At 69.9% G+C, this 21,939-nt stretch carries 23 protein-coding genes, 1 tRNA gene and 2 pseudogenes; 15 read left to right on the forward strand and 11 right to left on the reverse strand.

The features are described 5' to 3' along the window. Positions 1 to 6: 6 nt before the first annotated feature. From ACWCP0_RS37025 to ACWCP0_RS37040, 4 genes are read left to right on the forward strand one after another with little or no spacing between them, the layout of a single operon-like run. Positions 7 to 441 carry a roadblock/LC7 domain-containing protein gene (locus ACWCP0_RS37025; protein WP_451083142.1) on the forward strand — a complete coding sequence of 145 codons (435 nt, stop codon included), beginning with the start codon at positions 7 to 9 and terminating at the stop codon, positions 439 to 441. A gap of 2 nt (positions 442 to 443) precedes the next feature. Beyond that, entirely contained in the window at positions 444 to 815 is a 372-nt protein-coding gene (locus tag ACWCP0_RS37030; protein WP_451083143.1) for a DUF742 domain-containing protein, read from the forward strand. After that, positions 793 to 1,452 (forward strand): GTP-binding protein, encoded by a 660-nt coding sequence (locus ACWCP0_RS37035; RefSeq protein ID WP_451083144.1) that lies wholly within the window; start codon positions 793 to 795, stop codon positions 1,450 to 1,452. The genes ACWCP0_RS37030 and ACWCP0_RS37035 overlap by 23 nt, the downstream gene beginning before the upstream one ends. Next, positions 1,449 to 2,024 (forward strand): GAF domain-containing protein, encoded by a 576-nt coding sequence (locus ACWCP0_RS37040; protein WP_351227434.1) that lies wholly within the window; start codon positions 1,449 to 1,451, stop codon positions 2,022 to 2,024. The genes ACWCP0_RS37035 and ACWCP0_RS37040 overlap by 4 nt, the downstream gene beginning before the upstream one ends. Positions 2,025 to 2,222: 198 nt before the next feature. On the opposite strand, the gene ACWCP0_RS37045 is transcribed toward ACWCP0_RS37040, so the two are convergent. The 3 genes from ACWCP0_RS37045 to ACWCP0_RS37055 form a co-directional block, all read right to left on the reverse strand. Continuing rightward, positions 2,223 to 3,419, reverse strand: a complete 1,197-nt coding sequence (locus ACWCP0_RS37045) for an acyl-CoA dehydrogenase family protein (RefSeq protein ID WP_451083145.1) — start codon at positions 3,417 to 3,419, stop codon at positions 2,223 to 2,225. A gap of 471 nt (positions 3,420 to 3,890) precedes the next feature. Further along, positions 3,891 to 5,057 carry a mandelate racemase/muconate lactonizing enzyme family protein gene (locus ACWCP0_RS37050; RefSeq protein ID WP_451083146.1) on the reverse strand — a complete coding sequence of 389 codons (1,167 nt, stop codon included), beginning with the start codon at positions 5,055 to 5,057 and terminating at the stop codon, positions 3,891 to 3,893. Beyond that, positions 5,057 to 6,112, reverse strand: coding sequence for a LacI family DNA-binding transcriptional regulator (locus ACWCP0_RS37055; protein WP_451083162.1), 1,056 nt, complete (start codon positions 6,110 to 6,112; stop codon positions 5,057 to 5,059). The genes ACWCP0_RS37050 and ACWCP0_RS37055 overlap by 1 nt, the downstream gene beginning before the upstream one ends. Before the next feature lie 246 nt (positions 6,113 to 6,358). Between ACWCP0_RS37055 and ACWCP0_RS37060 the strand changes: the two genes are divergently transcribed. The 5 genes from ACWCP0_RS37060 (at position 6,359) to ACWCP0_RS37080 (ending at position 11,150) form a co-directional block, all read left to right on the forward strand. Further along, complete coding sequence (locus ACWCP0_RS37060) at positions 6,359 to 7,240, forward strand: ABC transporter permease (protein WP_451083147.1); 882 nt, start codon at positions 6,359 to 6,361, stop codon at positions 7,238 to 7,240. Between the two features lie 133 nt (positions 7,241 to 7,373). After that, positions 7,374 to 8,393: an ABC transporter substrate-binding protein gene (locus ACWCP0_RS37065; protein ID WP_451083148.1), complete on the forward strand. Its 1,020-nt coding sequence runs from the start codon at positions 7,374 to 7,376 to the stop codon at positions 8,391 to 8,393. Positions 8,394 to 8,395: 2 nt separating this feature from the next. Beyond that, positions 8,396 to 9,271, forward strand: a complete 876-nt coding sequence (locus ACWCP0_RS37070) for an ABC transporter ATP-binding protein (RefSeq protein WP_451083149.1) — start codon at positions 8,396 to 8,398, stop codon at positions 9,269 to 9,271. A 752-nt stretch (positions 9,272 to 10,023) separates the two neighbouring features. After that, a complete protein-coding gene (locus tag ACWCP0_RS37075; RefSeq protein ID WP_451083150.1) occupies positions 10,024 to 10,614 on the forward strand; it encodes a helix-turn-helix domain-containing protein in 591 nt (196 codons plus the stop codon). Further along, the gene (locus ACWCP0_RS37080; protein WP_451083151.1) at positions 10,611 to 11,150 is read left to right on the forward strand and encodes an N-acetyltransferase family protein; all 540 of its coding nucleotides are present in this window, start codon (positions 10,611 to 10,613) and stop codon (positions 11,148 to 11,150) included. The genes ACWCP0_RS37075 and ACWCP0_RS37080 overlap by 4 nt, the downstream gene beginning before the upstream one ends. Here the strand turns inward: ACWCP0_RS37080 and ACWCP0_RS37085 are convergent. Further along, entirely contained in the window at positions 11,144 to 12,019 is an 876-nt protein-coding gene (locus tag ACWCP0_RS37085; RefSeq protein WP_451083152.1) for a sugar phosphate isomerase/epimerase family protein, read from the reverse strand. The two genes, ACWCP0_RS37080 and ACWCP0_RS37085, sit on opposite strands and share 7 nt — an antisense overlap. 13 nt (positions 12,020 to 12,032) lie before the next feature. Next, complete coding sequence (locus ACWCP0_RS37090; protein ID WP_451083153.1) at positions 12,033 to 15,551, reverse strand: ThuA domain-containing protein; 3,519 nt, start codon at positions 15,549 to 15,551, stop codon at positions 12,033 to 12,035. 181 nt (positions 15,552 to 15,732) lie between these two features. Here ACWCP0_RS37090 and ACWCP0_RS37095 point away from each other — a divergent pair, with 181 nt between their 5' ends. The 4 genes from ACWCP0_RS37095 to ACWCP0_RS37110 all read left to right on the forward strand — a co-directional run bounded on the left by ACWCP0_RS37095 (position 15,733) and on the right by ACWCP0_RS37110 (position 17,758). Beyond that, the gene (locus tag ACWCP0_RS37095; protein ID WP_451083154.1) at positions 15,733 to 16,101 is read left to right on the forward strand and encodes an MmcQ/YjbR family DNA-binding protein; all 369 of its coding nucleotides are present in this window, start codon (positions 15,733 to 15,735) and stop codon (positions 16,099 to 16,101) included. Between the two features lie 173 nt (positions 16,102 to 16,274). Continuing rightward, the gene (tgmA, locus tag ACWCP0_RS37100; protein ID WP_351227414.1) at positions 16,275 to 16,466 is read left to right on the forward strand and encodes a putative ATP-grasp-modified RiPP; all 192 of its coding nucleotides are present in this window, start codon (positions 16,275 to 16,277) and stop codon (positions 16,464 to 16,466) included. A gap of 17 nt (positions 16,467 to 16,483) precedes the next feature. After that, positions 16,484 to 17,467, forward strand: coding sequence for an ATP-grasp ribosomal peptide maturase (tgmB, locus tag ACWCP0_RS37105; protein ID WP_451083155.1), 984 nt, complete (start codon positions 16,484 to 16,486; stop codon positions 17,465 to 17,467). Between the two features lie 48 nt (positions 17,468 to 17,515). Beyond that, complete coding sequence (locus ACWCP0_RS37110; protein WP_451083156.1) at positions 17,516 to 17,758, forward strand: chaplin; 243 nt, start codon at positions 17,516 to 17,518, stop codon at positions 17,756 to 17,758. A gap of 51 nt (positions 17,759 to 17,809) precedes the next feature. Here ACWCP0_RS37110 and ACWCP0_RS37115 read toward each other — a convergent pair. Then, a pseudogene (locus ACWCP0_RS37115) lies at positions 17,810 to 18,070 on the reverse strand (transketolase); the annotation flags it as partial. Beyond that, positions 18,070 to 18,764: pseudogene (locus ACWCP0_RS37120) on the reverse strand (transketolase); the annotation flags it as partial. The pseudogenes ACWCP0_RS37115 and ACWCP0_RS37120, both read right to left, overlap by 1 nt. 125 nt (positions 18,765 to 18,889) lie before the next feature. Between ACWCP0_RS37120 and ACWCP0_RS37125 the strand changes: the two are divergent. Next, a tRNA-Pro gene (locus tag ACWCP0_RS37125) sits at positions 18,890 to 18,963 on the forward strand. A 260-nt stretch (positions 18,964 to 19,223) separates the two neighbouring features. On the opposite strand, the gene ACWCP0_RS37130 is transcribed toward ACWCP0_RS37125, so the two are convergent. The 4 genes from ACWCP0_RS37130 to ACWCP0_RS37145 all read right to left on the reverse strand — a co-directional run bounded on the left by ACWCP0_RS37130 (position 19,224) and on the right by ACWCP0_RS37145 (position 21,533). Beyond that, the gene (locus ACWCP0_RS37130; protein WP_451083157.1) at positions 19,224 to 19,493 is read right to left on the reverse strand and encodes a MerR family DNA-binding protein; all 270 of its coding nucleotides are present in this window, start codon (positions 19,491 to 19,493) and stop codon (positions 19,224 to 19,226) included. Positions 19,494 to 19,514: 21 nt separating this feature from the next. Then, positions 19,515 to 19,622: a MerR family DNA-binding transcriptional regulator gene (locus ACWCP0_RS37135; protein ID WP_451083158.1), complete on the reverse strand. Its 108-nt coding sequence runs from the start codon at positions 19,620 to 19,622 to the stop codon at positions 19,515 to 19,517. A gap of 59 nt (positions 19,623 to 19,681) precedes the next feature. After that, positions 19,682 to 20,713 carry a nitronate monooxygenase gene (locus tag ACWCP0_RS37140; protein ID WP_451083159.1) on the reverse strand — a complete coding sequence of 344 codons (1,032 nt, stop codon included), beginning with the start codon at positions 20,711 to 20,713 and terminating at the stop codon, positions 19,682 to 19,684. 202 nt (positions 20,714 to 20,915) lie between these two features. Next, a complete protein-coding gene (locus tag ACWCP0_RS37145; protein ID WP_451083160.1) occupies positions 20,916 to 21,533 on the reverse strand; it encodes a TetR/AcrR family transcriptional regulator in 618 nt (205 codons plus the stop codon). A gap of 260 nt (positions 21,534 to 21,793) precedes the next feature. Here ACWCP0_RS37145 and ACWCP0_RS37150 point away from each other — a divergent pair. Further along, on the forward strand, positions 21,794 to 21,939 hold a 146-nt coding region (locus ACWCP0_RS37150), incomplete at its 3' end, for an SDR family NAD(P)-dependent oxidoreductase (RefSeq protein ID WP_451083163.1).

Here is a 21,939-nt window from a genome sequence, read left to right on the forward strand (position 1 = left end):
TGCACCATGGCGAGCGATGTGCCGTCCGGCCATTCCTCGGATCTAGACTGGTTGCTCACCGGCCTGGTCCAGCGGGTGCCGTACACCCGCAACGCGGTCCTGCTCTCCTCCGACGGCCTGGTGAAGTCCGTGCACGGCCTCGACGCCGACAGCGCCGACCACATGGCCGCGCTCGCCTCGGGGCTGTACTCCCTGGGCCGCAGCGCCGGTGCCCGCTTCGGCGACGGCGGAGAGGTCCGCCAGGTGGTGGTCGAACTCGACTCCACACTGCTCTTCGTCTCCACCGCGGGCTCCGGCACCTGTCTCGCCGTGCTCGCCGGACGCGAGGCGGACGCCGCGGTCCTCGGCTACGAGATGGCGATGCTGGTCAAGAGCGTACGGCCCTACCTGATCACTCCGGCCAGACAGCCGGCCGGGGCGCCGAGCGCCACGGGGCACTGATCGTGCCGGCCCCGCAGGACGGGCCCTGGCTCGACGACGCGGCCGGCCGCCTCATCCGTCCCTACACGGTCAGCGGCGGCCGCACCCGTCCGACTGCCGCACTCGATCTGCTCTCACTGGTGATGGCGACCGGCACCGCCCCGCAGACGCATCTGGGACCGGAGCACGCTCTGGCCCTCGGCCTGTGCGACGGACCGACCTCGGTGGCCGAGATCGCGGCGCACTTACGGCTCCCGGCGGTCGTCACCAAGGTGCTCCTCTCCGATCTCGTGGACTGCGGGGCGGTCACCGCGCGAGCGCCCCGCTTCCAGGAGTCCCCTACCGACCGTTCTTTGCTGGAGGCAGTGCTCGATGGCCTACGACGACGGCTCTGAAGCCCGCGACGACCGCTTCGGCACCCGAGACGACCCGGGCCGCTTCGAAGCCGCTCTCTTTCCCACCGCGCTGAAGATCCTCATCGCGGGCGGTTTCGGGGTGGGCAAGACCACCTTCGTCGGCGCGGTCAGCGAGATCGAGCCGCTGAGCACCGAAGAACTGCTGACCACGGTCAGCGTGGCGACGGACAGCCTGGAAGGTGTCGAGTCCAAGACGACCACGACGGTCGCCATGGACTTCGGTCGCATCACCCTCGACGACCGCCATGTGCTGTACCTCTTCGGCACGCCCGGCCAGGAGCGCTTCTGGTTCATGTGGGACGAGCTCTCCGAGGGCGCGCTGGGCGCGGTCGTCCTGGCCGACACCCGCCGCCTGGAGGAGTGCTTCTCCGCGGTCGACTTCTTCGAGCGGCGCGGCATCGGATTCGTCGTCGCCGTCAACGAGTTCGACGGCGCCTACCGCTACGAGCCGGAGGAGGTGCGGGCCGCGATCGACCTCGATCCGGAGGTGCCGGTCGTGCTGTGCGACGCCCGGATCGCCAGCTCCGGGATCAGAACTCTGGTCACCCTTGTCCAGCATCTGCTGTCCACCACTCCGGCGCCGGCACCGGCGCCGAGCTACGGAGCACACTCATGACGTACGACCCGACCGGACATCTGCTGCTGACCCCCGTCGACCGTGAGGCGCCCATGCGGGTGCAGCGACTGCGCCAGCTGGGTCTGGGGGAGCGGCCCGACCCGGCCTTCGACGAGTTCGCCCACAAGCTCGCGGAGGTGACGCGGGCACCGTACTCGATGGTCAACTTCATAGACGAGAACCGGCAGTTCTTCGCCGGGCTGCACACTCCCGCGGGTACCCACTCGGGAAGCGATCTCGACGCCGCGGCAGCCGCGACGGGCGGGGACGTGAGCCGCTTCATGGCTCGCGACCACGGTTACTGCCCGCACGTCGTGGTGCGGCGCAAGGCGCTCGTCCTGGAGGACGTCTGCGACTATCCCCGGTTCGCCGGGAACCCCGTCGTCGACGAGATCGGCATCCGCTCGTATCTCGGGGCGCCGCTGATCGACCGAACCGGCATCGCGCTGGGCACCATCTGTGTGGTGGACACCGAGCCGCGTCCCTGGGGCCGGGCGGGTCTGGAGACGATCAAGTCGCTCGCGGCCGAGCTGGTCGAGCAGATCCACCGCCGCGAGGACGGGGGACTGTGAGGTCGGTACGCCTGGCCTTGATGTCGGCGACCGTGTGACGCCCCCCGGGAACTCCGAGCTCCCGGGGGCGTCACATGTCACGGTGTCCAGCGGTCTTCGCATGCGCACCCTCGTGTGCACCGGTGCACGTACCGGCCTCGTACGCACCGGTGCAGGTACCGGCGGCGGCGCCCGCGGACGCGCCTTCGTACGCGCCCGTCAGAGTGCGGGCTCCAGCCGGGCCACCTCCGCGAGCCGCTCCGACCACTCGCCCTTGGCGGTGCCCAGGGCCACCTCGGCGAGCCGGAGCAACTGGATGTCGGAGGTGCCGGCGGGCGCGAAGATGTGGTGCGCGTCGCGCAGATAGCGCTCGATGGGGCGGTCGGTGAAGAGGCCGGACGCCGCATGGATCTCCATCGCGTTCCGCGCGGAGTCGAGCGTGGATTCGACGTTGACCAGCTTCGCGTTCATCAACTCGGCGTCGCAGGCCAGACCCTGGTCCAGCAGATGCACCGCGTGGTACGCGGTGAGCCGTGCCGTCATCAGCCGTGACTGCAGCTGCCCCAGCTTCAGCTTGATGGAGGGGAGTTCGTGCAGCGGTCTGCCGTAGCGCCGGCGTTCGGTGCAGAACCTGGTGGTCTCCTCCAGGATCGCCTGGTGGAGGCCGAGTGAGACGGCGGTGAGATTGGCCCGTCCGTAGAGGACGCTGGAGGAGTAGGCCACGGCCAGGCCCTCGCCCTCCTCGCCGAGCCGGTTGTCCACCGGCACCCGGCAGTTGTCGAAGAACAGCTCACCGAAGCTGAACCCGTGCAGCCCCATCGTCGGCTTCTGTTCGCCGACGCGGAAGCCCGGGCGGTCGGACTCGACGAGGAACGCGGTGAGGCCGCCGGAGCCCGGTCCGGTGCGGACCACGACCCCGTGCAGATCGCCGACATGGCTGTTTCCGACGTACACTTTCCGGCCGTTGATGATGTAGTCGTCGCCGTCACGCACCGCTGTGGCGCTCATGCCCAGCACGTGTCCGCCCGATTCGGCTTCGGTGACCGCGATCGTGGGGAGACAGTCGCCGGCGGCGATCGCCGGCAGCCAGGACTTCTTCTGCTCCTCGCTGCCGAAGTGGACGATTTTCGCAACGCCCAGCTGGGAGGCCTGAACCATCGCCCCCATGGCGCCGCTGACGCGGGACAGTTCCTCGATGATGATGGTCTTGGCGAGATGGCCGGCACCCATCCCGCCGTGCGCCTTGCTGATGGTCGCTCCGAGCCAGCCTTGCCGGGCAATGAGCCGGGACAGCTCGCGGTGGACCGTGCGGGCCGCCTCCATGGCGGGAACCCGCGGACGGACCTCACTCTCCGCGAAGTGCCGGACCTGGGCCCGGAGCTGATGATGTAGTCGACTGGCGAAATACCCGTCCATCGCGAGCCCTCCTCTGCGAAACGCCTGCTCGCGCGTATGTTCGAGCAGGTGGTGCATCGGCGTGGTCCCGTCCCGTGCAGGCCGACCACCTCATGGTGTTGATCGATTCCAGGTGATTCAAGATCGTTTATTGATTTTGTCCGAAACTCGGGCGGTTGACGTTTGATTGAGGCCGTGTTCTGGGTGGTAGTGGCCTGTCCGGGCCTATCCGTACGGCATTCCCTGCAGGCAACTTTCTGCCACATGGCAATAGCGAAGGTTTCGTGGGCATATGGCACTCAGGGACAGTCGCCGGATCCGATGCCGTCGGCGGGCCGGTGAGGGGCGGTGCAGGACTCCGCGTACATCGCACAGCCCCCTGGGGCCCGGCTCTCACCGTACCGGCGCACGGTTGCGCCACGCGGCGCGTTTGCGGTCTCCGGGCGCCGCCGCTCCGTGGGCACGCCCCGCCGCACGCGGGGTCGCCGCCCTTCAGGCCCGCCGCTCCAGTACGTCGACGGCGAGCCGCCGCACGACCGACTCGTCCACCTCCACCCCGAGACCCGGCGCGTCCGGCACGTGCGCCACGCCCTTCTCCACCCGTACCGTCTCCGCGGCGTACGGCGAGTCGATGAACTGACGGCCGTTGAGGTCGACCGGGGTGCCGACCCCGATGCCGTACGCGGCGAAGAGATGCAGCGACGCCGCGAGCCCCAGATCGGAGTCGGTCAGCCCCGACCCCATCAGCCGCACCCCGCAGTCCTCCGCCAGCGCGCACAGCCGCCGCGACAGCGTCAGTCCGCCACTGCGCTGCACCTTGGCGATGGCCACGTCCACGGCCTCCAGCCTGACGAACGTCGCGAGATCGGTCGGGTGCCGAAGGCTCTCGTCGAGCGCCACCGGCACCGGTGAGTGCTCGCGCAGCCGCCGCAGGCCCGCAAAGTCATTGGCGGGCAAGGGCTGCTCGAAGGCGGTGAGCCCGTACGGCTCGAGGCGGCGGGCCATCCGCAGCGCCGCGTCCACCGTGTACGCCTGGTTGGCATCGACCCAGAGCGGCGCGGCGGGGGCGTGCTCGCGTACCGCCGCCACCACCGCCGCGTCGGTCGCCTCGTCGTGCAGCCCGATCTTCACCTTGAAGGCGCGGTGGCCCGCCTCCGCTCCCTCCGTGACGCTGTCGCCCACCTCGGCCGGCGACTGTCCGGAGACGATCCACCCCAGCTCGACCGTGTCCGTGCGCCGTTGGCCCCACATCACGCCCAGGGATACTCCGGCGGCCCGTCCCAGCAGATCGTGGAGGGCGACGTCCACCGCGCTCTTGGCGAGCGGGGCGCCGATCGACAGACCTCGGTTGACCGCCCGCTCGAAGGCCGCGTCCACCGCGTCCAGATTCCACGCGGGGCGCCCGGTGATCGCCGGGGCGAGATAGCGGTCGACGGTCGTGACGATGGACTCGGCGGTCTCGTACGTCCACGCGGGGATCGGGGTCGCCTCGCCCCAGCCGTACGCCCCGTCTGCACTGCTCACCTTCACCAGGATCCGGATCGACGGCCGCCCCGCGACGGCGACCGCGCCGCCCGAGACGCCGAAGGAGCGGCGGGTGGGCAGGGCGACCGCGAAGGTCTCGACGCGGTCGATGGTCAACAACGGGTCCCTCTTCATCAACGGGTCCTCTCGTCGGGCAGGTCGGCGGATGAACGAGCGGGTGGAGCGGTGCTGGCGCGCAGGACGACCTCGCCGCCGACCCGCAGCACGCGTGAGCGCCGGCCGGGTGCCTCGCGCAGGGCGAGGGCCATGACCTCCCTGCCCATCGCGCTGAGCGGCAGGGCGACCGTGCTGAGCGGCGGAGTCAGCTCCCGTACGAGAGGAATGTCGTCGAAACCGGCGAGGGAGATGTCCTGCGGCACCCGCACGCCCGCTTCCCCGAAGGCCGCCAGCGCCCCGACCGCCATCACATCGGTGACGGCGAAGACGCAGGTGGGGCGGTCGGCGCCGGCGCGGACACGGGCCAGCAGCTCGCGTGCTGCCGCATGACCGCCATCACGGGTGAAGGCGCCGCGCACGACGGACTCCGGCCGCAGGATCGCACCGCCCTCGGCGAGCCCCGCACGAAAGCCCGCCAACCGGTCGGAGACGGTGGTGAGTTCCGGTGGCCCGCTGAGCACCGCGAACTCCCGGTGCCCGAGGGCGAGCAGCGACCGGGCGAGCGCCGCGGCCCCGGCGCGGTTCTCCGGCAGGACGGCGTCCGCCCGCAGGCTGCGGTGACGGCTGACGACCGCGACGCGCCCGCCTGCCCGTACGTACGGATCGAGCTCGGCGGCCAACGCCCGCTCCCAGACGCGGTCCTGGAAACCGGAGCCGATGAGGAGGATGGCCCGGGCGCGTTGGGCACGCAGCATGGAGACGTACGCGATCTCCCGCTCCGGCTCGCGGAAGGTGCTCGCCAGCATGACGAGGAGGTCCGACTCCGCCGCGGCGCGCATGACTCCGGCCGCGATGGCGGAGAAGTACGGGTCGCCGACGTCATGGCAGACGACGCCGACGGTGTTGTTCGAGGCGCTGGCGAGCGCCTGGGCATGGGCGTTGGGGATGTAGCCCAGCAGGTCGGCCGCCGCACGTACGCGCTGGCGCAGTTCCTCCCGGACCCGGGTCGTGCCGTTGAGCGCTCTCGACGCCGTCGCGAGGGAGACGCCCGCCCTGCGGGCGACGGTGTCCAGCGTGACGTGGGGCTCCGCAGGTGGGCGCGTCCTGGCTTGCGCCGGTGCACGGGTTGGTGCCTGGGCTGGTGCCTGAGCTTGGCGTTCACTCAACCTGACCCCCGGAAAGTTCGGGACGACCTATTGACCGTGCGTGCAGGCAGTCATTAGCGTGGCGACACCTTAGCAGAAAGCGCTTTCTGAAAGCGCTTGTTCGGACGACACCGATCGCAGGATCCGAACGGCCGCTCTTCGCAACCGCCCCGGATGCCCGAGGAGTTCATCGTGAGCCAGAGCGTCATACCTGCCCCCGCCGCAGAGGCGAAGGGGGTTGCCCGGCGGAACAGCCCGGGGACGGGGGAGAGGCTCGCCCGCGCCCTCGAGAAGGGCTGGCGGCCCTTCGCGCTGCTGCTGGCCTGCTTCGCCGCCTGGTGGGTGATCGCCGCCGCCGAGCTGGTGGAGCCGTATCTCGTCCCGTCGCCCGGCGCGACCCTGGACGTGCTGCTGGAGAAGACCGACTACATCTGGCACCACAGCTGGGTGACCACGTACGAGACACTCATCGGCTTCGTCATCGCCGTCGCCGTCGGAGTGCTCGCGGCCGTGGTGATGGTCTACTCGTCGACCGTCGAGAAGACGCTCTATCCGATCCTTCTCTTCGCCCAGGTCGTACCGAAGATCGCGATCGCGCCGCTCTTCGTCGTCTGGCTGGGCTTCGGCATCGCGCCGAAGATCCTGATCGCCGTGCTGATCGCCTTCTTCCCCGTGGTCATCTCGATGGTCACCGGACTCAAGGCGGTCGACCCGGAGATGCTGCAGCTCTCGGCCACCATGGGGGCCCGGCCGTGGCAGACCTTCGCCAAGATCCGCTTCCCGGCGTCGCTGCCGCATCTTTTCGCCGGTCTCAAGGTCGCCGTCACGCTCGCCGTGACCGGCGCCGTCGTCGGTGAGTTCGTCGGGGCGAACGAGGGGCTCGGCTATGTGATCCTCCAGGCCAACGGCAACCTCGACACCCCGATGCTCTTCGCCGGGCTCCTCGTCATGTCGCTGATCGGCGTCGTGCTCTTCGTCCTCGTCGAGATCGCCGAGAAGCTGCTGCTCCCGTGGCACGCCAGCCGCCGCGGAACCGACGTGACCACCACGTACTGACTACGGCCACCACCCGGTGACCGCCACCGGTGACCACACGGCGGCGACCACCCTCTACCACCCTCCACCACCCATCGACCGCACCACGACCACGACCACCATCCAGACGTGACCCGTTCCGAGAGGGCCAGCCATGACTTCGCGCAGACTCCTGATCGGCCTCGTACCGCTGCTCCTGGTCGCCACGGCCTGCGGGGAGGGCGACGCGGGGACCACCACGAGCGACTCCGGCAAGAAGCTCGACAAGGTGACCCTGACGCTCAACTGGTATCCGTACGGCGAACACGCGCCGTTCTACTACGGCAAGCAGCAGAAGATCTTCGAGAAGCACGGCATCGACCTGACGATCAATGCCGGGCAGGGTTCGCAGAAGACCGTGCAGGCGACCGGCGCCGGGCAGACCGACTTCGGCTGGGCCGACACCCCTGCCGTCCTCGCCGGCATCGACCAGGGGGTCAAGGTCAAGAGCCTCGGGGTGTTCCTGCAGACCACACCCTCGTCGGTGCAGTTCTTCGAGTCCGCGGGCATCACGTCCCCCGCCGACCTCAAGGGGAAGACCATCGCCGGTACGGCGGGTGACGCGCTGTCCAAGACCTTCCCGATCTTCCTCGAGAAGAACGGACTGAACGAGTCCGACGTCAAGGTCCAGAACACCGACCCCGCGGGCAAGATCGCCGCGGTGATCTCCGGCAAGACGGACGGGCTGCTCGGCTACGCGAGCGACCAGGGCCCCACCATGCAGAACAAGGCCAAGAAGACCGTGTCCTACCTCCGCTTCTCGGAGCACGGCCTCAACTTCTACTCCAACGGTCTGATCGCCGGCCAGAAGACCCTCACGGGGCGCGCCGACGTCGCCAAGCGCCTGGTCCAGGCGGTCAGCGAGGCCTGGGCGGCCGCGGAGAAGGCACCGGACCCGGCCGTCGCCGCGATGGAGGGCGCGTCGGAGCAGCTGCCGCCGAAGGAGGTCCTCGCCGAGCAGTTCAGGACGACCGTGACACTGCTGCACACCTCGGCCACCCAGGGCAAGGCGCCGGGCGTGAACACCGAGGCGGACTGGCAGCAGACCGTCGACGTCTTCGCTCAGGCCGGGATGGTCAAGAGCCCCAAGGCCGTGTCGGAGTACTGGGACACCGCCACCGCGCTGAAGGGATGACGATGACCAGGGACACGACCCTGCGCAAGGAGCAGGGCGCGCAGGACACGAGGGGCCCGGCAGGCACGGCGGGCGGCACCGGCGCGGCAGCCGGTGCCGGGGCCGGCACTGCAGCGGTCGCCCTGGAGGACGTCGCCGTCCGCTTCCGTACCAAGCACCGCGATGTCACCGCGCTGCACGAGGTGTCCCTCGACGTCGCGGCGGGCGAGTTCGTCGCGATCGTCGGACCGTCCGGATGCGGCAAGTCGACCCTGCTCAAGCTGGTGGCGGGACTGCTGAAGCCGTCGGCGGGACAGGTCCGGCTGAACGGCGAGGCGGTGAACGGACCGCGCCACGATATCGGTTACGTCTTCCAGCGCGCCGCGCTCCTCGAGTGGCGCTCGGCCCGGCGCAACATCCTCATCCAGGCCGAGATGCGCCGGATGCCGGGCGACCGGGCCCGCGCGCGTGCGGACGAACTCATCGCGATGACCGGGCTCGGCGGCTTCGAGGACGCCTACCCGCACGAGCTGTCCGGCGGCATGCAGCAGCGCGTCGCGCTCTGCAGGGCGCTGCTCCACGAGCCGCCCGTCCTGCTGATGGACGAGCCGTTCGGCGCGCTGGACGCGCTCACCCGTGAGCAGATGAACATGGAGCTCAACCGGATCTGGCGGGAGACGGGCACCACCGTGCTGCTGGTGACCCACTCCATCTCGGAGGCGGTCTATCTGGCCGACCGGGTCGTGGTGATGAGCCCGCGGCCCGGCACCATCACCGAGATCATCGACGTCGGTCTGCCCGCCGAGCGGGACTACGCGCAAACTCTGGGCAGGCCCGAGTTCCGCGAGGCCACCGGGCACATCAGGGATCTTCTGGGGGCCGCATCGGCGCATGATTGAGGGTCTCGCCACCGGATTTCCCCGACCCCCGGGCAGCAGCGGCGAGGGCCGGTCTTTTGGATCGGGCCGCGGATCAGCGAGTGGCCCGCCGCGGAGCGGTTGATGTCACAGCGGTGCGTGCGGATGCAAGGCGGAGGAGGAAACGACGCGGTGGGGGTACCGCCCGTGCCCGCAGGGCTATGGGGGAGTCGGTGACCGACGACAACGCGGCTGGGGGTGCCCCCAGGCGAAGCTCTGGGGGAAGTGCGTGCCAGGGCACGTGAGCCCGGCAAAATCCGAAAGACAGGCCCCAAGTGGCCGTCCGCCGAGGCGGGAGCAGGGGGGCGACGCGCCTGCTCCCGGCCCGGCGGCGGGACCGGACGGCATCCGGGCCTGTCCACGAGGCAGTTCCGTCGATGCACTGTTGACGCGAGGGGTCGGACGGTGGGTTCGCCGCCGTCGACGACGAATTCGGCGCCGTATCGCCCGATGACGGCAGGAACCGGAAACCCGCGGTCCGAACTCGTCCCCTCGGGTGCAGCAGGCGCGGATGCTGCGTCCTTGGTCTCCGGGGCAAGGCGGCTCCGGAGCGCCATGCCCCTGGAGCCGGCGGCGGCGTGCTTCACGCGAGGCTCGGCGACGCTTGCCGACGGGCCCGCACCGCGCGGCGGGGACCCCGCGCGCGATACGGCCCGGCGCGGCGCAGCGCGGCGGGCCCTCGTCGTCCTGGTGGCCCTGCGGGTCTTTCCCGAATATGGGATAGCCTTCCAAATATGAGAGGCGATGGTGAGGGCAAGGATGGGCACCGTGACCCCGTCGACGCACGGCTGGCCGCCCGGCTCGCCGAGCTGAGGGCCGAGCGCGGCTGGTCCCTGGACGAGCTCGCGCAGCGCAGCGGCATCAGCAGGTCGACGCTGTCCCGTGCCGAGCGCGGAGAGATCAGCCCCACCACCTCCCTGCTCGGCAAACTGTGCGCGGTCCACGGCCGGACCATGTCCCAGCTGCTCAGCGAGGTGGAGGCGGAGCCGGCCCAGGTCGTGCGCGCCGACAGCCAGACGGTCTGGACGGACCCCGACGCCGGGTTCGTCCGCCGCTCCGTGTCCCCGCCGCAGGCCGGCCTGCGTGCCGAGATCGTCGAAGGGCGCCTCGCCGCGGGCGCGGACCTTGCGTACGAACGGCCCCCGGTGCCCGGTATGGAGCAGCACATCTGGGTGCTGGAAGGCACGCTCCGGATCACCGTCGGCGACGAGACCCACGCACTGCACAAGGGCGACTGCCTGCGCTTCCGGTTGTGGGGGCCGACGCGCTTCCGCTGCCCCGGCCCGGAGCCCGTCCGCTATGCCGTCATGGTGGTGCTGCCATGACCCAGGAGACCGTGGCTCGTGTCCACGCCGACGAACTCGACGCGCTTGCACCCCGGTTGGCGGACCTCCTCGTCGACGCCGTCGACGGCGGTGCATCGGTGGGCTTCCTCGCGCCGCTCGAGCGCGCCGCCGCCGAGGCCTGGTGGCGTACGCACACAAACGCGATCGCGGACGGAAGCCGAGCGCTCTGGACGGCCCGTACGGGTGGTGGCCGTATCACCGGCACCATCAGCCTCGGATTCGCCACGTACCCCAACGGACGACACCGCGCCGAGATCGCCAAACTCCTCGTCCACCGCGACGCCCGCGGCCGCGGCCTCGGCCGTACGCTCCTCGCCACGGCGGAAGGCGCGGCGGCGGCCGCCGGAGCCACCCTGCTGCATCTGGACACCGAGAGCGGCAGCCCCGCCGAGGCCCTCTACCGTTCGGCCGGGTGGACGGCGGCCGGGATGATTCCCGACTACGCCGCCGACCCGGCCGGCCGGCTGCATCCGACCACGGTGTACTACAAGCGCCTGGCGCCGCTGGGTCAGTAGCGCAGCCGCGACAGGTACGTGTAGCTGTTCTGCGCGGTCGCGAACGGATCCGCCGGCGAGTCGTGCTCGACGAGCCACTGCCGCACGCCGCCGCTGCTCGCCGTGTCGAACATCGCGGCGAAGTCCAGGACACCCGAGCCCACATCGGCGAAACCGCCGTCCGGGGCCATGTCCTTGACGTGCAGCGCCGGGAAACGGCGCCGGTGGCGTACGAACAGGGTGCGCGGATCCGCCCCGCCGTTGGCCGCCCAGTACACGTCCAGCTCGAAGCAGACCAGCTCGGGATCGGTCTCCTTCAGGAGGATCTCGTACAGGTTCTCGCCCTCCACGACGGCGTGGTCGCTGCCGTGGTTGTGGAAGAGCAGCGGCCCGAGCCCGGCCTCCCGAGCGGCCTGGCCCGCCTTGTTGAACTCGCGTGCCGCCTCCCGGAATCCGGCCGGGGTGTGCATTGCACCGGGCAGGCTCGGAACCACGATCCAGCGGGCGCCGAGCGTATGGATGTCGTCGAGCGCCTGCGGCAGACCGCTGCCGGTCACCGTGGTGTACGCGACATGCTCCAGGACCGCCTTGAGACGGCTCTCGTCGAGCATCTGCCGGATCGCCGCGGCGCTGTGCCCGTGACGGCCGCTCACGCCGACGGTCGCGTACCCCATCCCGGCGAGCCGGGCGAGTGTGCCCCCGAAGTCCTGGGCCAGGGACGTGCGCATCGTGTACAGGTGCATGCCGATGCCGGACGGTGGGATGCGACGCCGCCGTCCACAGCCGTTCCCGTCCGTCTCGGCCGCCTGGGCGGCCGCCGGGGTGCCCAGCCCCGCCGCCGCGGCGACAGCGAGTGCCGTCCCGAGGAACGCTCTTCGTGTGGAATGCATAAGACCTCTCCTCTCAGCTCACCGTGATCCGGACGGCGCCGGTCGTCGTGTCGCCCTTGTCGTCCGTGACGGTCAGATGCGCCGTGTACGCACCCGGCCTGGCGTACGTGTGCGTCGCCCCGGGCCCCTCGGGGGCCGTGGCCTTGCTGTTGTCGCCGAAGTCCCAGTGGTACGAGGCGATCGTGCGCCCGGACACCGGCCTCACCGTCGAGGCGAGCGCCACGGTGAGGGGCGCTGCGCCCGTCCCGGGCGTCGCGGTGAGCGCGACCTTGGTCCCGGGGCGCTTCTCGACGCCCCGCCCGTTGAAGTGCAGCCAGTCGACGGCGAACAGATCGGGCTTCTCCGCCGACCACGCGGGGTTCGTGAACACCGCGTACAGCTTCACCGTGTGCCCCGGGTCCTTGAGCGTCGTGGTGGGGGAGACGACGTTGCCCCAGTCGCCGGTGTCGGGAACGGTGACCTGTCCGAGCAGCGGACCGGTGGGGGAGTCGGCACGGAACTCGACCGTCCCGCCGAGCCCGGCCGATGCCGCCCCGACCGTCACCGAGTCGATGCCCTCGAGGTGCGCCGGATCGAGCATGATCCAGTCACCGTTCTCGATCTCGGTCAGCCGTTTGCCGCCCGAGGCGTCGGCCCGGCTCGCCACGACGGCGCCGCCCTGCGCACCTCCCGTCGTGGTGAAGTGCTCCGCCTCGCGATACGCCGGACGCAGAGTCAGCGACGCCGAGCCGGTCAGCGCGGGCACACCACCCGGGCCGCCCTTGTCCTCGTACTGCGCGCTGATGCCGTAGTACAGATTCTGTCCCGGGCCGTGGCTGTCGCCGGCGTCGGTCACGATCTCGCCCGCGCAGCCGGTGTAGTTGTCGAGCGGGTGCAGATGGGAGTCGTGGCCGAGCTGCGACTGGACGACGACGCGCGAGCAGTCGATCGGGCTGAGCCGGCCGTCCTCCCGGTCCTTCACCCGCACGGTGAAGGGGATGGTGTCGCCGAAGCTGAACATGCCGCCGTTCGGAGGCCGCTGGATGGTGACCTCGGGGCGGGTGTTGCCCACGGTGATGTCCTGGACGGCGAGCGCGGTGAGCTGCTGCGGCCCTGTCACCGTGAGCCTGGCCGTGTAGCGCCCGTTGGTCCGGTAGGTGTGCGTCGGGTTGGCCTCGGTCGAGTCCGTCGTCCCGTTCCCGTCGAAGTCCCAGGCGTACGTGACCGGCTTGCCGTCCGGCAGCCCGGAGCCCGCGCCGGAGAACTTCACGGTGAGCGGTCCGGGGCCGTTGTCCGGACTCGCCGTGGCCTTGGCGTCGGGGAGCCTGCCGTCGGCGACGTAGTCGATGCGGTAGATGCCCGAGCCCTCGTTGCTGCCGCCGCGGCCCGTGCCGCTGCCGAGCCCGAAGTCGATGACGTACAGCGCCCCGTCCGGGCCGAAGTCCGCGTCGAAGGGCTGGTTCCATGACATGTCACCGAACACCGCGTTGATGGACTGCAGATCGCCCGCCTTGGCCGGCGCGAACCGGGGGTCGGTGAACGTCTGGTCCTTCTGCTGGATCGAGAAGGACTTGAACCACTTGCGCGTGAGCTCGTAGTTCAGCCACTTCCCCTCGAAGTACTCGGGGAACTTCGTGCGGTACGTGTTCGCCGGGTCGTAGTCGTAGACCGGGCCGCTCATCGGGCCGCCGCCCCCGGTGCCGAGCTCCGGGAATTCGGCGGAAGCGGAGTACGCGTACCAGACCGTGGCGGGCTGGGCCGGCGGCAGATCCCGCAGGCCGGTGTTGTTGGGCGAGTCGTTGACCGGCTTCGCGCAGTCGAAGGCCGAGCCCGATGTCTTCGTCGCGAAGTCGTAGTCGGTGAAGGGTGTGTTGTTGCCGGTGCAGTAGGGCCAGCCGAAGTTGCCCGCCTCGGTGACACGGGTGTACTCGACGGTGCCCTCGGGGCCACGCTCCGGCTGGGCCTGGCGCGCGTCGGGCCCGTAGTCGGCCACGAGCAGCGCGCCGCTCAGCGGATCCGTCGTGATCCGGAACGGATTGCGCATGCCCATCGCGTAGACCTCGGCGCGGGTCCTGTCCGTGCCGGGCGCGAAGAGGTTGCCTTCGGGGATCGTGTACGTGCCGTCGGCCTGCGGGGTGATGCGCAGGATCTTGCCGCGCAGATCGTTGGTGTTGCCCGAGGTGCCCTGGGCGTCCCAGGCCCTGCGCCCTTCGCGTTCGTCGATCGGTGCGAAGCCGTCGGAGGCGAACGGATCGGTGTTGTCGCCGGTCGCGACGTACAGATTGCCGCTCTTGTCGAAGGCGAGAGAGCCCGCCATATGGGAATTGGCCCGGCCTTCGCCGCGCAGGGTGGGAATGGTCAGCAGCCGCTTCTCCGATGCGGGGTCGACCGTGTTGCCCGTGACGGTGAACCGGGAGAGGTTGAGCTGGTTCTCGGACTTGTCCGAATGCAGCAGATAGAGCCAGTTGTTGGTGGCGAAGCCCGGATCGAGGGCGAGCCCGAGCAGTCCGTCGGACTGGCTGGTCATCTCCGGGGTGTACGCGAAGTCCAGCGCGGTCGTGACCTTCAGCGTCGACTGGTCGACGACCTTCAGCTTGCCGGTGCGCTGGATGAAGAAGACACGCCGGTCGGGCGCGACGGCCAGCTCGAAGGGGTCGGCGAGATCGCTGGTGACGAGGGGCGTGCGCTGGAAGGCGCCGGTCTTCGTCGCGGTGCAGTCGCCGGGCTTGTCGCCCGCGGCCCACTGGATGCCGCCGAGCAGATGCTTCAGGAAGCCCTCTTCCTGGAACGCCGACGCGGCGTGACCGCCGGCGGTGAACCAGGAGCGGCCACCGTCGTAGTTCTGGCACCACGACCACGGGTGGTCGACGCCCTCGTCGAGGCCTGTGATGCCGTCCCGCACCTTGATCTGGGCGAGGGTGTGGACCTTGCCGGTCGGATTGGTGCGCCAGTTGTACCACTCCTCCGTACGCTCCCAGAGCTCCGGAAGCCCCCGGGTGGAGGGGTGGCTCTGGTCGAGCACCTTGATCCGGCCGGTCTGGACGGCGGGGTGCTGGTCGAAGATGGCGCCGACGAGGCCCTCGTACCACTGCCAGTCGCGCTCGCTCGCCGACGCGGCGTGCACACCGACCCATCCGCCGCCCGCTCGGATGTACTTCTGCAGGGCCGCTCGCTGCTCGGCGTCGAGCAGATCGCCCTTCTCCGGGGTGGAGTTGGTGTTGTTGAAGACGATCGCCTGGAAGCGGGCGAGGTTGTCGTCGGTGAAGGCCGTGGCGTCGTCGGTGGCCTCGACCTCGAAACCGTTATCGCTGCCGAGCTTCTTGATGGCCTCGATCCCCGCCGGGATCGAGTCGTGGAAGAAGTTCGTGACCTTCGAGAAGACCAGAACGCGGAACGGCGCCGCTTCGGCGCGAGGGGCCGTGGCCACCCCGAGGCCGATGATCAGCGCCAGTAACGCCGTGATGGCCGTGATGGCGGTGCGAGCCGTGCGTGCGGCGTGTGCCGTGCGTGCCTTGCCGGCGGTGACTGGTGACGTGGTTCTGCGACTACTCATGGCGCTCCCGGTGCTGGTGAGGCGGCTGCGGGTGTCGTCAGATGACGGAAAGCGCTTTCTGGAGTGCGTCGCTCAGCGTAGGTTCCGGTGTCGCGGGGGGTCAATGGGTCGGAAGAGGGCTCTGGTGACGGCCCGTCGGCCGGGAGCGGTGATTGTCGGTGGCGCACCGTACGGTCGTCGCATGGCCAACGCAGACGACGTACGCAGAATCGCGCTCTCGCTGCCCGGGGCGGTCGAGAAGCTCGCCTGGGGCGTGCCCACGTTCCGGGCCGGTCAGGGCGGAAAGATCTTCGCCTCGCTCGACGACGACGATCAGGCGATGGGAATCAAGTGCCCCAAGGAGGACCGGGAGGAGCTGATCGCCTCCGAGCCCGACAAGTTCTTCATCCGCCGTGGGCACGACGACGGCTACGCCTGGATGCGGGTGAGGCTCGCGGCGCTCGACGACGAGGAGGAGTTGTACGCGATCCTGCTCGACTCCTGGCGTCAGGCGGCTCCGCGCAAACTGCTTGATGCCTACCCGGAGTTGGGGTCCGCGGGCGCGCAGTGATCATCGCCGCGGACCGCAGATGAGGAAGACGAGTGTCGGGGGTCGAAAGGTTTAGCGAATCCGATGTGATGACATTCACCATGGTCACTGCCTGCGCTAACTCACTGTAATGAGCCGCCTACGACCTATTTACGTACAGTTACGTGTGTGCAGACAGTCGACGAAGGAGACTCATGCGACCGTTCGTACTGAACTACGTACTTCCGGCCGTGAGTCCAGCGGTAACGGTTCCTTACAGCTACGACCCCGCCCTGCAGCTGAACGTGCTGCCTGACGGGCGTCCCGCCGTGGACGACCGCGCAGTGCTCCTGGCCACCGGCACGACCACGTCAACCGCCGGTTCCAAGACACACTTCGACGACTGAACAGACCGGCACGAGACATGACTGTGCTCATCCTGACCTGCAGGCAGGACGTCACGGCGGACATGGTGGTCGCCAAGCTCCACGAGCGGGGCGTGCCCCTCATGCGCCTGGACCCCGCCGACGTACCCGGTGAGGCCGCCCTGTCGGCCGAGTACGTCCACGGCGACTTCTACGGCCATCTGTCCACGGACGGGCGCCTGTTGAGCATGGGCGCCCTGCGCTCCATATGGGTTCGCAGACCCGGCGAGCCCGCGGCGCACGCCCCCGAGCCCTCGGAGTGGCTGACCGCCGAGACCGAACAGGCGCTGTACGGAATGCTCTACTCCGCCACGGCGCGGTGGATGAACCATCCCTCCGTGTCGACGCAGGCGCGGTGCAAACCCTGGCAGTTGAGCATGGCGCACCGCAGCGGTTTCGCCGTGCCGCCCACGGTCATCACCACGTTCCCGCGTGTGGCCCGGCAGTTTGCCGCGCAGTACCGGGACATCGTGGTGAAGTCCGCGTCCGGCCCCCCGGTCGGCGACCCTCCGGTCGCCCTGCCCACCACCCGTATCGATCAGGACACCGACTTCAGCGGTGTGGCGGCCGGCCCGACGCTGTTGCAGCAGTACATACCCAAGCGGGCCGACATCCGGCTGACCTCGGTCGGCAGCCGGCTCTTCGCCGCCCGCAAGCTCTCGGCGACCGACCAGGTGGACGGCCGGTACGGCAGCACCGGCCACGGCTGGGAGCCCGCGGAGATCCCCGGCCGCATTGCCCGTGCCGTCCGCGACTACACGAGTCTCGCCGGCCTCGCCTACGCCGCGTTCGACTTCGCCGAGGACGCCGAGGGCGTGTGGTGGTTCCTGGAGTGCAACCAGGGCGGCCAGTTCGGATTCATCGAACTGGAGACCGGTCAGCCCATCGCGGAGGCCGTCGCCGCCTGGCTCGCCGCTGGGCCGAACGGGGGAAGGGGCGTTACAACGCCCCCATCGACCGGGGATGGTCAACGTGTTCTGTGAACAGTTCGTTCTCTGAACACTTCTGACCGCTTCTGTAAAGGAGAAGCCATGCGTATGCGCACTCTGGCGGCGACCGTCGGGCTCACCGCTGCCGCGCTCTTCGGCGGTGCCGGTGCCGCCGTGGCCGACAACGGCGCCGAGGCCATCGGTGCCACGTCGAACTCGGGCGGCGTGCTGTCGGGCAACGTCGTGCAAGTGCCGGTGTCCGTGCCCGTGAACCTCTGCGGCAACGCCATCAGCGTCATCGGGCTGCTGAACCCGGCCGTGGGCAACGTGTGCACCAACGGCTGACGCCGGCTCGCCCGGCCGCGGCCCTACGGGCCCGGCCGTGGCGAGCCCCGCTCAGCGGGGTAGGAACCGGGTGATCCGGTCCCGCAGGCCCGCCGGGTCCAGACCGTGTGCCGTGAGGTGCTCGTCGATCCGGCCGTAGCGGCGGAGTTCCCGCCTGGCGACGCCCAGGCCGAGGACGCGGTGCGGGATGTCGGCGAGTGCGTCGTTGGCGGCGGACGTGGACGTACCGGCGAGGTACGGCTCGACGAGCACCACGTCCGCCGCCCGGCCGCCTGCCGCGCGGGGCACCGTCGCTGCGTCGAAGGGGCGCACGGCTCGACCCGGGCCAGGACGGCCCGGGGCCGACCGGGGCGCGGGGCGGTGAAAGCGGCGTACAGCGCCTCGTGATCGCGCCCGTCCACGGTCTCGGCCGACCAGCCCCGCCGCCTCGAAGCGCCACGCGATGCCGCCCGGCCATCCGTACGAGGCGGACGCGTTGTCGATCACCAGCGTGTGCAGCTGCTCCAGCCCGGCGGGCCCGGCGTACGCGATGGCCTCGTGATTGCTGCCCTCGTCCAGTCACGCGTCACCGATCAGCACCCACACCTGTGGCTCGGTGCGCCCCTGCGCCCGCAGCCCGACGGCGGTGCCCACGGCGAGCGGCAGTCCGTGCCCGAGCGATCCGCTCCCGATCTCGGCCCCCGGCACGAGCACCCGGTCGGGGTGGTGCCCGAGCGGGGAGTCGTACGCCCCGAAGCCCGTCAGCAGCTCCTCGTCGAAGAACCCTTTCGCCGCGAGGACGGCGTAGTACGCCATCGGCCCATGCCCCTTCGGACAGCAGGAACCGGTCCCGCCCGGGGTCGTCGGCCGTCTCGGGCGTCACGCGCAGCACCCGGTCGCACAGCACCCACAGCGCGTCGAGGGTCGAGGTCGCCGCGGGGCCGTGCTTCTCGTCGCCCGTCATGAGGGCCATCAGGTGGGTCAGGTCCTGGTGGCCACGCGTCGTGGTGAGCCGCGTGTTCGCCATGCGACTCACCGTGCAACGTAAACCGCACTTGAGGTCAACCGGCAAACGGTTCGTGACCACCGGGGGAAGTGCGGTATGGTTCTCGTGCGCGATCGGCCGGGGGAAACCCCAGGTCAGACGGGCATCGGGACGTGGCGCAGCTTGGTAGCGCACTTGACTGGGGGTCAAGGGGTCGCAGGTTCAAATCCTGTCGTCCCGACTCTGCTTTGCGCAGGTCGGAGGTCGTCTTCTCAGAGATGAGAGGACGGCCTTTCGTGCGTTCGCGGGCCTGGTGTTCGCAATTGTGCTCGCATGCCACGTCCGGGGGCGGTTTGCCCGGGCGCAGAATTCCCCCGGCGCCGGGGGTCAAAGTGGGTCGAGAACTTCGCGGAGCTCTGGACGTGGTCGCGCGATGGTCTCAGCCGTTCGGCCCACGAGATCGCCGAGGTGCTGCACACCTGACCCTCGGCGTCGCGGCGGTCACTGCCGGCGGAGGATGGTGCAGATATCGCCCTCCGGGCAGGAGCCCGCGTCCGTCTCGGCGGCCCGTTGGCCCAGGTCGCGCAACAGGGCGCGGGACGTGCGGAGTTCCGCCATGCGCCTCTCGATCCGGTCGAGGTGCTCGTCGATCAGCTGGGCGACGTGGCCGCACGGGGCTTCGCCGCTGTCGCGCAGGTCCAGTACCGAGCGGATCTGGGCGAGCGTGAGGCCCGCGCCCTGTGCCTCGCGGATGAACGCCGGCCGATTCACGACCTCCGGCGCGTAGTCGCGCTATCCGGCTGTCGTGCGGGGCGGTGCGTGCAGAAGGCCAGCCTGCTCGTAGAAGCGGATGGTCTTGGCCGTCACGTGGCCGGCCGTGGCCAGATCGCCGATGCGCATGTCTCCACGCGCGGGGTCCGAGTCGCAGTGCGCCGGGCCACTCGGACAGGGCGTGCCGGTCAGAGTGGGGAGGCCAGCCTCTGCAGGATCCGAGCGGCAGGCTCGGCCGTGGCGTGGCGATGCCCGGTGCCGGCCCACAGGTTGATCCGTTCGGGATCGTCCGCGGCAGCGGCGGCCTTGCGCGTCGGGCTGGTCAGGTGGTGCAGGGCGGGATAGCCGGCTGGGGCGAGGCCGGTGTAACGGTCGGTGAAGTGGTTGCGCAGTGCCCTCGCGGGCCGGCCTGTGAAGGCCCTGGTCACGACGGTCTGCCGTCGTGTCGGGTCGGCCAGTGCGGCCTTGTGGGGTCGTGAGGTGCCGGCCTCGTCGGCGCGCAGCAGGACGGTGCCGACCATGACCGCCGCGGCTCCGGCGCGCAGTGCCTCGGTCACGTCGGCCGGGGTGGCCACTCCGCCTGCGGCGACGAGCGGCAGGGACACCGCCTGGCGTACCTTGCCCAGCAGGTCGGTCAGGGGAACGGGTGCCGGGACGTGCTGAGGGGTGAGGGTGCCGGAGTGCCCGCCCGCGGCGGAGGCCTGCACGGCCAACATGTCGGCACCGCCGCCCGCGGCCAGGTGGGCCTCGGCAGGCGAGGTGACGGTCTGGACGACCATGGTTCCGGCGGCGCGCAGCGCGGCGATGACGGCTGCCTCCGGGATGCCGAAGGTGAAGCTGACGACCGGTACCGGGTCGGACAGCAGCAGGTCGATCTTGTCCGACCAGTGGTCGTCGTCCTCGACGATGCCTGCTGAGAGCACGTCGACGTCGTAGGTCCGGGCCTCGGGTGCGATCGCGCGGGCGTAGCGACGGAAGGCCTCCGGATCGACCGGGACGGGGTTGGGCGCGAACAGATTGACCCCGAAGGCGACGCCGCTGGAGCGGACCTCGACGATGTGCTGGGCCAACGCGTCAGCCGTCTTGTATCCGCCGGCCAGGAACCCGAGGCCGTTCGCCCGGGCTGCTGCGGTGACCAGCGCGGGGGTGGTCGGGCCGCCGGCCATAGGGGCGGCCAGGATCGGGCTGCTCACGCCGAGAGCGGCCAGTGGGGAGACCATGATGTGTGCGTTCCTCCTGTGAGGGGGCGATGCTCGCCTTGTCGGATCTCCCGGCGAACCGAGCACGGTCGGTGCGCGGGACGGACTCGGCATGCCCCGGGCATGGCGCGTGGATCCGACGTGTCGCCTGATGATCGTTCGAATCCGCCCATGCTCCACCGGCCGGCCCGAAAGCCGCAGATCGAGATCTGCAGCTGTCGTGTCAGGTGGTGGCCGGCGCCTGCGGCGAGCGAGCGCCCAGCAGTCCCAGGCAGTTCGTCCAGAGCGCGTTGAGCTGGGACGTGTTGTTGTAGAGCTTCGCGAACAAGACCTGGCCCTCGAGCTGCGCGACCACGGACCGGGCAGCTTCACGGGTGTCGGTGACGGCGACCTCGCCACGCTCGAGAGCCTCGGTGATGATCGAGGCGACCATGTCGACCTGGGCTTCGAAGATCTCCTGCAGGCGTTTGCGGACGGCTTCGGTCTGGTTGCTCATCTCCAGGGTGAGGTTCCCGAACATGCAGCCTGAAACGGTTCCGCAGCTCTGCTGGCCCGCGCGCTGGCCGGCTTCCGTCTCCTCGAACAGCCGCCGCAGCCGCTGCAGTGGCTCCGCGTCGCTGTTCAGGATGCGAGTCCAGTCGCTCCGCTGGCCGGCCCACTGCTCGTCGATCACGGCCAGCGCGAGAGCCTCCTTGGACTCGAAGAAGTAGTAGAAACTGCCCTTGGGCACTCCGGCTGCCTTGCAGATCTCGGCCACACCCAGGGCGGAGTAGCCGCGCAGCTCGATGAGCGACTGCGCCGCGCTGAGGATCTTCTCTCTGGCATCACTGGTCCGTCCCATGGTGCCAGTATACGACCGCTCGACTACGTTTTACTGGACCGGTCGGTTACTCCATGGTCCGACCGTCGTTGCGGAGTCGGATCCGCCGGACTTCCGAGTGGCCGGTGTTCGTGCGTGGGCCGCTCGGCAGATCGTGCAAATAGGTCCGTGTCCGTATTGTTATTGTTTGACACTTGTCGACCGGTCGTCTACTTTCAAATAGGCGACCGGTTGGTTATGCCGGTTGGTCGCACCTTAGCACCCCATGGAAGAAGGTCGTCATGAGCAGTCAGGGTCAGAAGGTCGCGGTCATCACCGGCGCCTCGCAGGGCATCGGCGCCGGGCTGGTGGAGGCCTACCGCAAGCTCGGCTACGCCGTCGTCGCCACCTCGCGCGGCATCGCCGCGTCGCAGGACCCGCACGTCCT

It is taken from the genome of Streptomyces sp. NPDC001970 (genome assembly GCF_053594115.1).